This is a genomic window from Bradyrhizobium sp. Arg237L (assembly GCF_029990105.1).
Taxonomy (GTDB): domain Bacteria; phylum Pseudomonadota; class Alphaproteobacteria; order Rhizobiales; family Xanthobacteraceae; genus Bradyrhizobium.
In genome coordinates, this window is record NZ_JAQMIL010000007.1 from 55,997 (window position 1) to 68,592 (window position 12,596).

General features: G+C 63.4%; 12 protein-coding genes. 8 read left to right on the top strand and 4 right to left on the bottom strand.

Translation table 11 applies throughout. The features are described 5' to 3' along the window. Nucleotides 1-137 precede the first annotated feature (137 nt). Nucleotides 138-590 (top strand): hypothetical protein, encoded by a 453-nt coding sequence (locus OZ411_RS05975; protein ID WP_130583524.1) that lies wholly within the window; start codon nucleotides 138-140, stop codon nucleotides 588-590. Between the two features lie 161 nt (nucleotides 591-751). After that, nucleotides 752-1,075, top strand: a complete 324-nt coding sequence (locus OZ411_RS05980) for a hypothetical protein (RefSeq protein WP_282527185.1) — start codon at nucleotides 752-754, stop codon at nucleotides 1,073-1,075. Nucleotides 1,076-1,290: 215 nt separating this feature from the next. Here the strand turns inward: OZ411_RS05980 and OZ411_RS05985 are convergent, their stop codons facing one another. After that, on the bottom strand, nucleotides 1,291-1,695 hold the full coding sequence (locus OZ411_RS05985; RefSeq protein ID WP_282527186.1) for a hypothetical protein: 405 nt from the start codon (nucleotides 1,693-1,695) through the stop codon (nucleotides 1,291-1,293). Between the two features lie 502 nt (nucleotides 1,696-2,197). Here OZ411_RS05985 and OZ411_RS05990 point away from each other — a divergent pair. Beyond that, the gene (locus OZ411_RS05990; RefSeq protein WP_282527187.1) at nucleotides 2,198-2,575 is read left to right on the top strand and encodes a VOC family protein; all 378 of its coding nucleotides are present in this window, start codon (nucleotides 2,198-2,200) and stop codon (nucleotides 2,573-2,575) included. Nucleotides 2,576-2,840: 265 nt separating this feature from the next. Here OZ411_RS05990 and OZ411_RS05995 read toward each other — a convergent pair whose 3' ends face one another. Genes OZ411_RS05995 through OZ411_RS06005 form a run of 3 tightly spaced genes read right to left on the bottom strand, consistent with a single transcriptional unit; the run spans nucleotide 2,841 to nucleotide 6,442 of the window. Next, nucleotides 2,841-5,099 (bottom strand): xanthine dehydrogenase family protein molybdopterin-binding subunit, encoded by a 2,259-nt coding sequence (locus tag OZ411_RS05995; protein ID WP_282527188.1) that lies wholly within the window; start codon nucleotides 5,097-5,099, stop codon nucleotides 2,841-2,843. Next, nucleotides 5,096-5,578, bottom strand: a complete 483-nt coding sequence (locus OZ411_RS06000; protein ID WP_282527189.1) for a (2Fe-2S)-binding protein — start codon at nucleotides 5,576-5,578, stop codon at nucleotides 5,096-5,098. Before OZ411_RS06000 ends, OZ411_RS05995 begins: the two co-directional genes overlap by 4 nt. A 3-nt stretch (nucleotides 5,579-5,581) precedes the next feature. Further along, nucleotides 5,582-6,442 carry a xanthine dehydrogenase family protein subunit M gene (locus OZ411_RS06005; protein ID WP_282527266.1) on the bottom strand — a complete coding sequence of 287 codons (861 nt, stop codon included), beginning with the start codon at nucleotides 6,440-6,442 and terminating at the stop codon, nucleotides 5,582-5,584. Nucleotides 6,443-6,772: 330 nt separating this feature from the next. Here OZ411_RS06005 and OZ411_RS06010 point away from each other — a divergent pair, with 330 nt between their 5' ends. The 5 genes from OZ411_RS06010 (at nucleotide 6,773) to OZ411_RS06030 (ending at nucleotide 12,579) form a co-directional block, all read left to right on the top strand. Then, the gene (locus OZ411_RS06010; protein ID WP_130580033.1) at nucleotides 6,773-7,390 is read left to right on the top strand and encodes a PilZ domain-containing protein; all 618 of its coding nucleotides are present in this window, start codon (nucleotides 6,773-6,775) and stop codon (nucleotides 7,388-7,390) included. 334 nt (nucleotides 7,391-7,724) lie between these two features. Continuing rightward, nucleotides 7,725-8,351: a transglutaminase-like cysteine peptidase gene (locus OZ411_RS06015; RefSeq protein WP_282527190.1), complete on the top strand. Its 627-nt coding sequence runs from the start codon at nucleotides 7,725-7,727 to the stop codon at nucleotides 8,349-8,351. Nucleotides 8,352-9,282: 931 nt separating this feature from the next. Beyond that, entirely contained in the window at nucleotides 9,283-10,836 is a 1,554-nt protein-coding gene (locus tag OZ411_RS06020; RefSeq protein ID WP_282527191.1) for a hypothetical protein, read from the top strand. 70 nt (nucleotides 10,837-10,906) lie between these two features. Next, on the top strand, nucleotides 10,907-11,953 hold the full coding sequence (locus tag OZ411_RS06025; RefSeq protein ID WP_282527192.1) for a TAXI family TRAP transporter solute-binding subunit: 1,047 nt from the start codon (nucleotides 10,907-10,909) through the stop codon (nucleotides 11,951-11,953). Beyond that, a complete protein-coding gene (locus OZ411_RS06030; protein ID WP_282527193.1) occupies nucleotides 11,950-12,579 on the top strand; it encodes a hypothetical protein in 630 nt (209 codons plus the stop codon). The genes OZ411_RS06025 and OZ411_RS06030 overlap by 4 nt, the downstream gene beginning before the upstream one ends. Nucleotides 12,580-12,596: the final 17 nt, after the last annotated feature.

A 12,596-nucleotide genomic window follows, 5' to 3' on the forward strand; every position in this document is an offset into this window, starting at 1 on the left:
TTTGTGGTACGTGAACGGCGGATTACGCTGCGCTAACTAATCCGCCCTACGGACTGCCCTTTCCTCCCCCCGCCAATCCGCGGACTACGCGGAGGCTAGCTTCACTCACCACCTATCCACTCCCCCTTGGTCTGAACATGTCCGCTCAATCTGAGAACAATCGGCCGAAGTCGAACTGGGCGCAAATCGCATCCGCGGTCATTGCTGGCTTCGCCTTCGTTATCGTCGTTGCTCAAGTCTACTTCATCAGCAAGAACTTCAAAGAAGTAGCGGCCCGCCAAGTCTACATGTCATACAGCGAATCTGCGTTGCGGCACCCGGAGTACGCTGAGCCTGATCTGTTGGAGATCAAGGCAGACCGAAAGAAACTCGCCCAATACAAAAATTACGTCGCACATCTGCTGTTTGCGTACGACGAGATGCTGGAAGCATACGACAAGCCGGAATGGCGAAAAAGCTTTGATGAAGAGATCAAGTACCATCGCCAATACATCTGCGAAGACATGCCCCCCACTCTCGATGAAATTTACTTTGAGAATATGCGAAAGCTTCTCAGAGAGATTCGGGCTAAGTGTCCCGCCAAGAACTAAGACCTTCCTGCGAAGCGGCGTCGCGGCTCGTAGCGCGGATCAGCCGAAGGCGTGATCCGCCGCTTGGTGGTACCTGAATGGCGGATTACGCGGAGCCTGTCATCGGGCCGCGCGAAGCGCGGACCCGGTGGCTAATCCGCCCTACGCGTTGAGGTGTGGCTGTGACACGCGAGACCATATTCCGTGAAGCCTTGCACTCCGTAAAACCTGACTTGGTTGTGGACCTTTACCTTTATCCGGTCGAGGCAGGTGGCAGGACGGGGCCGGTCCGTCTTGGCTGGGGCTGCGCGTGCACCAAGGACAGAAGTGTTGATGAGGGCTGGGATGGCTATCCGCTGCTCGAACGCGCCATGATGCCGGGCGAACGGAGGCGTCTGGGTTTCGTGTTCTTGTGTCGCGAAGAGGCGGCTCAAGCGCTCGGATCAACGGATCGCTTTTATCTCTGGGAGGGGCGGTGGATCGGCGAGGCGGCTGTCGTTCGATAGAGCACGTAGGGCGGATTGGCCGAAGGGGTAATCCGCCGCCTTGTGGTACGTGAACGGCGGATTACGCGGAGCCTGTCATCGGGCCGCGCGAAGCGCGGACCCGGTGGCCAATCCGCCGTACACGCTGCCGATCGGCGACGTGGAAGGTCATCGCCGGCTTGCGGGCGGACGGCGCAGTTCATCAAGCTTTGTCATTTAACCCTGAGGCCGTGAACTTAGCACCAGCGGCATCGTCCCCAGCGTGCGCAGCAGCCGCCGCACCCTCCGCAGCCACCACAGCCACGCCAACCTCCGCAGCCACGGCAGGCGCGGCAGCCGCGGCAGCCGCGGCAACCTCGGCAGCCGCGAACGACAACGGCGGCGAGCTGCACGCCGCCAGCAGCGTTTTCCTTATCGAAGAGATAGAACGTGGCGAGACTGACGTCGGCCATTTCCTCGTCACCAAGGACCAGGCGCTGATTGGGCGAGATGTTGTCAAGCTGCGGGATATCGGCGGTGGGTATCGCGGACGCGGACGCGCTCCCCGCCAGTGAAAGACCCAGTCCCGCCGTACCGAATGCCGTTACGGCGGCGGCTTTGGTTGTGCGCGCCTGCTTCGCAGCTTGCTTCACCCGTGGCATGGTCACACCTGTGTAAGTTGTTGTGAAAGGGCCGACTTGACGTGGCAAGCGTGCCCGTACGGCTAGAAGTGCGAGCTAACGCATCCGGTTCCGTTTCGCGCGAGGTCTTTCTTGAGTTGCCGCTGGCGAGAGGACAGCGGGATGAATATTGAGACAGCAGCGCTGTCCAAACCTGTCGCGCTGGGAGCGCGCGGCGCTTGGGCGAGTTAGCGTTAGCGCGTAGGGCGGATTAGCCGAAGGCGTAATCCGCCGCTTTGTGGGACGTGAACGGCGGATTACGCGGAGCCTGTCATCGGGCCGCGCGAAGCGCGGACCCGGTGGCTAATCCGCCCTACTCGCTGTCAGGCGAAAGCAGAAGGTTATTCCGCCCGGCGGACGTATCGATTGCGCCGCCTCGCGCCCTTCCCGGACTTCCATCCCCGCCCAACCTTCTGCTAGGAACATCTTCTGCGAAGCGGCGTCGCAGCGGAATGAACGTCGCGCAACGGGAGGTATTTGCAGCATGTTCTCGCATGTGATGATCGGGACCAACGACCTCGACAAGTCCAAGGCGTTCTATGACGCGCTGCTCGGCACGCTTGGCGTCAGGCCCGGGTTTGTCGACCGCCATCGCGTGTTCTGGCGCACGAGGACGGGGACCTTCTCGGTGTCGAAGCCGATCGACGGCAAGGCGGCGACCTGTGCCAATGGCGGGACGATCGGCTTCAATGCAGAGTCGCCCGAGGCGGTCGATGCCTTCCATGCAAGCGGCATCGCGAGCGGCGGCAAGACCTGCGAGGATCCGCCTGGAATCCGCGAGATGGGCGAGGTGAAGCTTTATATCGCCTACTTGCGCGATCTCGACGGCAACAAGCTTTGCGCCGTGCATCGGATGGCTTGAGCGGACGGCGTTATTTCACAGGGCGGGTTAGCGTTGGCGTAACCCGCCGCCTCGCTCGCGTGGTTCGGCGGATTACGCGGAGCCTGTCATCGGGCCGCGCGAAGCGCGGACCCGGTGGCTCATCCGCCCTACGCTCTACCCATCCAGCCGCAGCGTCATTGCGAGGAGCGCAAGCGACGAAGCAATCCATCTCTCCGCAAGTGGTGAAATGGATTGCTTCGCTCCGCTCGCAATGACGGGGGGCGCGGGTTGAGCGCCAATCTGGCTACTCTGCCGCCTGCCGTATCGGCTCCTCCAACCCCGCAAGCACCTTCGGTGGGGACATCGGGAGCGCGTAGAAGCGCTTGCCGACGGCGCGGTAGATCGCGTTTGCGACTGCGGCCATCACCGGCACCAATGGCACTTCGCCGACGCCCTTGACGCCTTGCGGGTGTTTGGGGTTCGGGACTTCGACCAGGATGGTGTCGAGCATCGGCAGGTCGGAGCAGACGGGCATGCGGTAGTCGAGGAAGCCGGGGTTATCGACCTTGCCGTCGCTGCGGTAGATGTATTCCTCGTTCAGCGCCCAGCCGATGCCCTGGGCGACGCCGCCCTGGAGCTGGCCTTCGACATAGCCGGGGTGGACGGCGCGGCCGACGTCCTGGACCGCCGTGTATCTGATGACGCGCGCGATGCCGAGCTCGATGTCGACCTCGACGTCGCAGATGTGGGTGCCGAAGCCGCCGTCCGCGCCTTGGGTGTTGAGCTGCACGCCGGCGCCGATCGGGCCGCCCTGCATGGGGGCTTTCTCGGCGAGATCCTCCAGCGTCAGCGGCTCGAACTGGCCGGCGTTCGGGCTGGCAGGATGCGCGGCGCCGTTCTCCCATTTCACGGCCTCGGGATCGATCTCCCAGATTTTTGCCGCGCGTTCGCGCAAGGTGTTGATCACCTTCTCGGTCGCCTGTGTCACCACCATGCTGGAAGCAAACAGCACGCGGCTGCCGCCGGTGAGGTTGGAGAAGCCGACCGTCTGGGTGTCGCCGATGATGACGGAGACGCGGCGATAGTCGATGCCGAGCAGTTCGGCGCAGACATTGGCGATGCCGGCGCGGGAGCCGCCGATATCGGGGTGACCGGTGGTGACGACGACGTTGCCGTCCTCGGTGATGTTGACTTGCGCCGAGGATTCACCGCCGGCGTTGAACCAGAAGCCGGAGGCGACGCCCCTGCCCTGCAATTTGCCTGTTGGCGTGCTGTAATGCGGCGAGGTCTTCGCGGCTTCCAGCGTCTCGATATAGCCGATGCGGGGGAAGACGGGGCCGTGCGCGGCTTTGGTGCCCTGCTTCGCCGCGTTCTTCAGGCGGAAGTCGAGCGGGTCCATGTTCAGGCTTTCGGCGACCTCGTCGAGCACGCATTCTACCGCGTAGGCGCCGATCGGCGCGCCCGGCGCGCGATAGGCCGCGACCTTGGAGCGGTTGGAGCAGACGTCATAGCCGACCGACAGCACGTTCGCGATGTCGTAGGGCGCGAAGCTGCAGCCGGCGGCGCCGCGGATCGGCGAGCCCGGGAAGGCGCCGGCCTGCAGATAGAACGTGCCTTGCGCGGCGACGATGGTGCCGTCCCTCTTGGCGCCGATCTTCACCGTGCTCTTCGAGCCTGACGTCGGGCCGGTGGCGCGCATCACCTCCTCGCGCGTCATCACCATCTTGACCGGGCGGCCGGATTTCTTGGCGAGCAGCGTCGCCAGCGGCTCGAGATAGACGATGGTCTTGCCGCCGAAGCCGCCGCCGATCTCGGCGGGGATGGCGCGGATGTCGCTCTGCGGGATGCCTGACAGCATCGACGTCATCGCGCGCACCATGAACTGGCCCTGGCTCGAGCTCCAGATCGTGGTCTTGCCGTCGGCGGTGACCGAGATCAGGCAGGCGTGCGGCTCGATATAGCCCTGGTGCACCGGGCGGGTGGTGAAGGTGCGCTCGATGATGACGTCGGCCTGTTTGAAGCCCGCTTCGATGTCGCCCTTCTTGTGCTCGAGTTGGCCTACGATGTTCGAGGGCTTGCCTTCGAACTTGTTGAACTCGTGCAGGATCGGGGCGTCAGGCTTGATCGCGTCCTCGATCTCGATCGACCAGGGCAAGACCTCGTAATCGACCTCGATCAGTTCGCAGGCCTTTGCGGCGATCGCCTCCGTGGTGGCGGCGACCGCCGCGACCGGGTGGCCGGGGAACAGGGCCTTGTCGCGGGCCATCACGTTGCGGCACATCCAGCGCATGTCCTGGATGCCGAGCATCACGGATTTATCCAGCGGGAAATCGACGACGTCGCGCGAGGTGACGACGGCCTTCACGCCCGGTAGCCGCTCCGCCTTGGAGGTGTCGATCGAGCGGATGCGCGCATGCGGGTGCGGGCTGCGCAGGACCTTGCCCCAGATCATGCCGGGCATAGTGGTGTCGGCGGCAAAGGCGGCGCGTCCCGTGACCTTGTCGACGCCATCGGGACGGATGGTGCGCTGGCCGATCCACTTGTTGTTGACGACGATGTTCATTGCGCGGCCTCCCGGATTTCAGCGGCTGTCTCCAGCACGGCGCGGACGATCTTGTCGTAGCCGGTGCAGCGGCAGAGATTGCCGGCGAGCCAGAAGCGGACTTCCTCCTCGCTCGGGTCCGGGTTCTTGGCCAGCAGCGCCTCGGAGGCGACCAGCATGCCCGAGGTGCAGATGCCGCACTGCAGCGCGGCCTGCTCCAGAAACTTCTCCTGCAGCGGGTGCAGGCGGCCGCCGCGCGCCATGCCCTCGATGGTCCTGATCTCGTGCCCTTCCGCTTCGGCGGCGAGCATCAGGCAAGAGCAGACCAGCCGATCATCGAGCGTGATCGAGCAGGCGCCGCAATCGCCGGAGGCACAGCCCTCCTTGGAGCCGGTGAGCGCGAGCTGGTTGCGCAGCGCATCCAGCATGGTCTCATAGGGCTCGCAGAGGAATTCCAGCGGCTCGCCGTTGACGGTGGTGGAGACGTGCAGCTTTGCCATTTGTCATTTCCCTTGCGCGCGTTCTGCGGCGATCTTCGCCGTACGCTTCAACAGCACACCGGCGATCTGGGTACGGTAGCCAATGGTGCCGCGCTTGTCGTCGATCGGACGGCAGGCGGCGCGGCAGGCATTGGCGGCGGCGGTGAGCGCGGCGTCATGGAGGCGGGAGCCGATCAGCGCCTGCGCGGCCGGCCCGACCAGCAGCGCGGTCGGCGCCACGGCACCGAGGCCAACGCGGGCGTGGGTGCAGACGCCGTCCTTCAGCGTCAGGCTGACGCCGCAGCCGACCACCGCGATATCCATCTCGGTGCGCGGGATCATCCGCAGATAGGCATCGCTCGCGCCAGGTGGGCGCGGCGGCAGCGTGAAGGAGACCAGGATCTCGCCGGGTTTCAGGTTGGTGCGGCCGGGCGCGGCGGGGACGTCTTCGACCTTCAATTCGCGGCGGCCATCCGGGCCCTGCACGGTGACGACGGCGCCGGCCGCGATCATCGCGGGCACGCTGTCGCCGGCCGGCGAGGCGTTGCAGAGATTGCCGCCGGCGGAGGCGCGGCCCTGCACTTGCGTGGAGCCGATCAGGTTCACCGCTTCCAGCACGCCGGGCCAGATCTGCTTGAAGCGCGGGTGCTCGGCCAGCACGGCGCCCGGCACCGCGGCGCCGATGCGGAAGCCGCCATCGGAAAGCTCTTCGACGGCAGTGAGTTCCGCAACTTTCTTGATGTCGACGATCAGGCCCGGTTGCACCGCGCCCGAACGCATCTGCACCAAGAGATCCGTGCCGCCGGCCAGGATGCGCGCGGCGCTGCCCGCCGCTGCATAAGCGCCGACCGCTTCATCAAGCGTCTGCGGCGCGACGTATCGGATATCGGTCATGCTCGTGTCCGATGCCTCCCTCGTTCCTTGTTGCCTGCCCTCTATGGGGCCTCTTGAGAAGAGTACACGCCGGCATGCCATCGGAACAGCCTCCGAGCCCGGACGAAGTGGCGCCCTCCCATGCGCAAAGGGAATTTGCACGCCGCCGCCTTCACACAAAACGGTCATGATCCGCGCGGTCGCGGGCGTTCGCCGGCGGCGCGGATTGCGCCCATCGGTCGCGTGCGTGCCCATACTTGATGCAACCGCGGCTAACCGCTCATTAACCCTGTCAGCCGTAGGGTCTTGCCGCGCCGGAAGGCCGGTTGTCGGGTGGCGGTGATGTCGTTTGCACAAAAGAAACCTACGGTCTTCCCGGCACAGGAGGAACGGCGGCGCTTCCAGCGCGTCAAGGTGCACCTGCTCGGCCGCTACATGCTGCCCGACCGCCGCGAGTTTCCTTGCCAGATTATTAACATGTCCCCGGGCGGGCTCGCGCTGCTGGCGCCCGGCATCGGCAATGTCGGCGACCGCGTGATCGCCTATCTCGACCATATCGGCCGCGTCGAGGGCAGGATCACCCGCATCATCGACAACGGCTTTGCGATGACGATCGTCTCGACGCCGCGCAAGCGCGACAAGCTCGCCGCACAGCTCACCTGGCTCGCCAACCGCGACATCCTCAATCTGCCGGAAGACCGCCGCCACGACCGCATCGTGCCGCGCAACCCGATCGCGCTGCTCACGCTTGAGGACGGCAGCAAGATGACCTGCCGCATCATCGACCTCTCGCTGTCGGGCGCGGCGATCGCCGCCGAGAACCGGCCGCCGCTGAAGTCGCTGGTCATGCTCGGCCGGGTGCAATCGCGCGTGGTGCGAAACCTCGACGACGGCTTCGCGCTGGAGTTCGTGCACGAGCAGGCCGCCGAGACGCTCGAAGACGCGGTTACCGCGCGGTAAAGCCCGCGACGCTCAAATCCCCTGATTTTCAGCCCGAATGAGGCGGCATCCGCGATGGCGGACGCCGCCTTTGCCTTGTCTGGCGTCCTCCGCACGCGGTTAACGCGGGCGGATTTCGCGGCGAGAAAGACCTGCTGGCACGGCGTCAAGGTCGTTAATGCGTAAAATTTGAATCAATTGCAGTTGTCTCGAATTTTAGTCGATTTTGCCTCAAGTATAGATCGAATTTGCCGCCAGCTTTACTTGCATTCACGTCAAATCACCTTTGCTGACTTAGCCGCACCGCAAAACCTTTGTGCGAAACGTGGTCCCAACAAGAAAAACGGGGGCCACGATGGTTTTCAGGGGACAGGGGAAAGGATGGGCGGTTGCCGCCATCCTGTTCGGGTTGAGCGTCACTACAAGCGTCGCGGCGAAAGCAGGCGACGTGGTCTATGCCAGCCTCGGCGATGCGACGCGTTCGCCGATCGGCTGGGTCGAATTCTGCGCCGACAACCCGGGCGATTGCCGCGGCGGTGCGACGCAACCGCGCGACATCGTGCTGTCGCAGACGGCGTGGCGCGATCTGTTGCGGGTCAACAAATGGGTCAACGAGACCGTCAAGCCGATGACCGACATGGATCATTGGGGCGTGATCGAGAAATGGTCGTTGCCGACGGACGGCTACGGCGACTGCGAGGACTACGTGCTCCTGAAGCGCAAGATGCTGATCGACGCCGGATGGCCGCGCGAGGCGCTGTTGATCACTGTTGTGCGCGACAAGAAGGGCGAAGGCCACGCGGTGCTCACGGTGAAGACCGACAAGGGCGAGTTCATCCTCGACAACCAGAACGAGGACGTCGTCGCCTGGACCGCAACCGGCTACCGCTTCGTCAAGCGGCAGTCGCAGAGCGATCCTAACGTCTGGGTCTCGCTCGGCGACAACCGCCCGGCGGTCGCCACCGCCAGCTCTCGGCAATAAGGGAACATCGAACACGCGACCCGGTCACATCCCCACCCCTCCCCGTCCCAGACCGGTTCGCGCGCGGCCAGGCTTCCCCCAAAGCCTGGCCGCAACTTTTTGGGCCAGCACGTGTGCAACGGTCACGAAACAATCGGTGCGGGTGACGAAACCGTTTTCCGGCTCGGTCGAAATTCTGCGGAAACGGGCGTGGACTATCTTCGCGTTGGGTGCTGAGAACGACGATCCGAAGGTATTGCGGGGACCGCTTTTTGAGGTGCGCCATGCGTGAAGAATTTGCCTCTTACAGCTTTCTCGCCGTCACCATTGCCGGGATCGTCCTGTTGTGCTCAGGCCTCGTCGCGCTTGCGCTGACGTGATCGACGCCGGCGAGCCCTGGGTCGGGGGTCGATGGCGCCAGCCAGATGCGTCGCCCCTGCTGGGTGAACCATCGCCGTGCCAACCGGCGCGCTTGCGCACGATAGCGCCTAGCTGAGGCGCCATTGATTGCAGAAAATGACCGCTTATCGGCGAAGGCTGGTGGTCGCAATCCCTGACACCGCCCATCCAACAAGAACAATCCTCGGATTGGCAATATTTTATTGCCCTCTTTCTTCTAATTAAATAATTAAATGATATTTTTATAATAATGCATACTAAATCTCAGGGAACTTGGTTTCACCGCAATGTTCCTGGCGCCGCGCCTTTCCACCGGAATTCCAAGGCTCATTCGGAGGTCTCACGCCTGCAAACCACGGCCACGCTCGATTGACGGAAGCGCGGCGCAACGGCTTCCGCCGAGATACATGCGATTTAATTTGACTTTAAATTATATTTAAATGATGTTTTTCTTCTTGCGACATTAGGGGTGCCGCGACCAACCGAATTGCTGCGGCGTCAGTCCGATTGCACATGGTCTGATTGAATACGAAGACATGCGAAGGCGTCATACATGCGCCGGCCAATTGATACTGCACCAAGGGACGGACAGGATATCTGGGTCGAGAGTGCGACCGGAGCCTTTGATATCGCTCATTGGTCACGTGAGGCGGGCGAATGGGTTTGGAAAAATGGGCATCCCATCAGGATCGCGCCGACGCATTGGTACCCAATAACCGAGGATGTGTTTCAAGAAGACGAGTCGAGCGGTCGGCTCCAGGTCGGTCGTGCGGGCCAATGGTTAGCGGGTTCTTTGATCGCCGCAATCCTCGTTGCGGCTGCGCTGATCGGTGTGTTCGACCAATCCAGCGGACCCGAGGTTTCGAAGACGATCGAAGCCGGGCGCGCCGTCGGGCTCGATCTGAAGCCTGAGGTCGCCGGGTGGCAAACGCTCGTTCAGCGCGGAACGACAGCAGTCCTCATGCAGGACACCGACCTTTCACGACAGATGCTGTTGGCGGACACAGTGCAGCGTCGCCAAGCGCTCGACGAAGAGACTTCGCACAGGGACGCACCGGCGGCGGCCACGTCCGCAGAATTACAGCAGTCGCTTTACCAGGAACGCGAAAAATCCGCCGCACTGACGGCCGAACTCGCGAAAGTCCGCGGCGACTTGGAGACGATGCTGGCGCTATCGAGCAAGTTTCAGGACGACGCGATACAGCGCTGGGAGGCTGCGGAAATTGCAGCAGAGGAACTGCGGCAGTCCCTTCAACAGGAACAGGCCCACGCTGCGGCGCTCGCGAACGAACTTGCCGGAACGCGCCGCGAGACCGAGACCCGGGATATACAGTCGCGCAACCCTGACGATGCGACCGCGCAACAGAGACAGACGACCGAGCGCGAGATCGCGGAACTGCGGCAGTCGCTGCAGCAGGAGCAAGAAAAGACCGCCGCCCTCACCCAGGAGGTCGGCGCGGCGCGCCAGGCGATGACAGCGAGTGCCGAGCAGCAACGCCGCGCGCTCGACGAGGCGCAGATGCGTGCCGCGGCACTCGCGAGTGAACTTGCCGGAACGAGCAGCGAGATCGAGACCCAGGCCGCGCAGTCGCAGAAGGCAGTTGATGAAGCCGTCCAGCAGAAGCAGACGGCGGAGGCCACCATCGCGGAACTGCGGCAGTCGCTGCAGCAGGAGCGAAGCAGAACCGAAGCCATGGCACGGGATCTTGCATCGGCGCGGCGCCCCGTCGATGAACGCGTGACCGTGGGCCGCGCAATTGAAGGCCCGATGATGCCGGTGACACAGACCGTGGCAGCCGCCGTATCGGAGCCGCCAACAGCCGCAGACCAGGACAAGGCGGAGGCGGCCCGATTGATCGCGCGCGCCAGCGCGTTGCTCGGCCAGGGCAATATCGGCGCGGCGAGGATAGTGCTCGAGCGTGCCGCCGAGAACGACAATGCGCGGGCAAGTTTTATGCTCGCGGAGACGTATGATCCCGCCGTTTTATCCGCCTGGGGCACCTATGGAACGCGCGGCGAAGCGGCTAAGGCGCGAGAGCTCTACGCGAAGGCACACAGTGGCGGTATTCGCGAAGCCAAGGACCGGCTCGACGCGTTGCCCCGGTGAGAGGATGAGATTGTTGCGTTCCACATGATGACGCTGGCTGCTGCAGTTGGTGATCAAGAGGGGGACTGACATGAACACGCTGCCAAGGCCACGCTCGTTGCTCCTGCTCGCCGTGCTGGTGCTGCTGGTCGCCATGATGCTTCAACCGGCTGACCTGGACGCACAGACCACGCAACCCTCCAAGGGCAATGCACAAGTGGTTCGACGGCCCTTGCCGCTGCAGACCGAAAAAGACCGCATGAACGCTTGGACCGTCGGGCTCGCTGGCGGCTTGCTGGAGGGAGCGCCAATCCGCCTGGCTGCGGAAATGGCCCGCGTGGTCGATGACGGAGCGAACATGCATCTGCTACCGATCGTCACCCGGGGCGCCACCGAGAATCTGAACTCGCTGCTCTATCTGCGCGGCGTCGATACGGCAATCATCAATTCCGACGCGCTCGAAGAGTACAAGATTCAAGTGCCGCAGATCCGAAGCCGCATCACTTACCTGCTCAATCTCTTCCCGTCCGAGCTGCATATTTTCGTCCGACCGGAAATCACAAGCCTGCAGGATCTCGCCAGCAAGAAAGTGAACTTCAACACGAAGGGCACCGCAGCCGCCTATTCGGGACCGCTGATCTTCAGCCGTCTCGGCATCGAGGTCGAGAAGACGTTCATTCCCCATCAGGTCGCCCTGGAACAGATGCGCAAAGGTGAGATGGCGGCGGTGGTGTTCATCACGTCGAAACCGGTCGACGCCTTCGTGCGCGGCCGCTGGGAGGGGGGATTCAAGTTTCTCCCAGTCCAATACGACAGCAAGTTCGAGGACTACTACCTGCCCGCGACACTGGAGACAAATGAGTATCCCAATCTGATCAAGCAGGGCGAGCGGGTGTCGACCATCGCAGTGCCGACCGCGCTTGTCGCGTTCAATTGGCCGCCGCGGTCGAACCATTATCAACGCGTCGCGCGCTTCGTCGACTACCTGTTCTCGCGAATCGACCACCTGCAGGCACCAGGCTTTGACCCGAAATGGCAGTCGATCAATCTGGCAGCGACCGTCCCCGGACTAACCCGCTTCCCGGCCGCGCAGGAATGGCTGGATCACAAGGCGCGCAGCGCACAGGCGCCGCCATGAAGGCTGCTGCTTTTCCCCTCGCTGTCACGTTAAAAATGGCTTGCGGCATCGCCTACGCTCAAGGCACGAACGATCCGATGACAAATCTTCGGGCGTGCTCGGTGATGGAGGGACCGGCCCGGCTACAATGTCTGGACGATCTATCACGTAAGATAGCGCCGCCTGGTCGCCCGGCGCCGTACGACAACTGGCTGCTCAGCGAGACCACATCGCCGGTGGACTATTCGCCCATCGTCACCGCCACCACATCCGCTCGCGGTGACTCGGATGGCACCGCGATGCAACTCGCAATCCACTGCCGCAAAGGCCGCACCGAGCTCGTGCTCGCAGGACCGGCGGTATCAAGCCGTGCCGAGGAATACACCATCTTCTACCGCGTCAATGCGAATCCGCCGGTGCAGCTTGTGGCCGCCTCGCCGTCATTCGGGCCCGGTGCCGCTTTCCGGGGTGACGTCGTGCGTCTGCTGCAATCGTTACCCGAAGAGGGCGGCATCGCTGTCCGTCTTTCCACCCGCAGCGGCGCGGCTCAGGAGGCGCATTTCCTGCTCGGCGGATTGAAGACCGTGCGCGAAAAACTGGCGGCGGCGTGCAAATGGCCACATGCCGTCGCCAGACCAGGCGACTGATGGTCATGGGACAGGGA

Excerpts from the sequence above, each read along its gene's own strand:
- OZ411_RS06020 (WP_282527191.1), top strand. The coding sequence starts at position 9,283 with ATGCGCCGGCCAATTGATACTGCACCAAGGGACGGACAGGATATCTGG.
- OZ411_RS06025 (WP_282527192.1), top strand. The coding sequence starts at position 10,907 with ATGAACACGCTGCCAAGGCCACGCTCGTTGCTCCTGCTCGCCGTGCTG.
- OZ411_RS05975 (WP_130583524.1), top strand. The coding sequence starts at position 138 with ATGTCCGCTCAATCTGAGAACAATCGGCCGAAGTCGAACTGGGCGCAA.
- OZ411_RS05990 (WP_282527187.1), top strand. The coding sequence starts at position 2,198 with ATGTTCTCGCATGTGATGATCGGGACCAACGACCTCGACAAGTCCAAG.
- OZ411_RS06000 (WP_282527189.1), bottom strand. The coding sequence starts at position 5,578 with ATGGCAAAGCTGCACGTCTCCACCACCGTCAACGGCGAGCCGCTGGAA.
- OZ411_RS05995 (WP_282527188.1), bottom strand. The coding sequence starts at position 5,099 with ATGAACATCGTCGTCAACAACAAGTGGATCGGCCAGCGCACCATCCGT.
- OZ411_RS05985 (WP_282527186.1), bottom strand. The coding sequence starts at position 1,695 with ATGCCACGGGTGAAGCAAGCTGCGAAGCAGGCGCGCACAACCAAAGCC.
- OZ411_RS06015 (WP_282527190.1), top strand. The coding sequence starts at position 7,725 with ATGGTTTTCAGGGGACAGGGGAAAGGATGGGCGGTTGCCGCCATCCTG.
- OZ411_RS06030 (WP_282527193.1), top strand. The coding sequence starts at position 11,950 with ATGAAGGCTGCTGCTTTTCCCCTCGCTGTCACGTTAAAAATGGCTTGC.
- OZ411_RS06010 (WP_130580033.1), top strand. The coding sequence starts at position 6,773 with ATGTCGTTTGCACAAAAGAAACCTACGGTCTTCCCGGCACAGGAGGAA.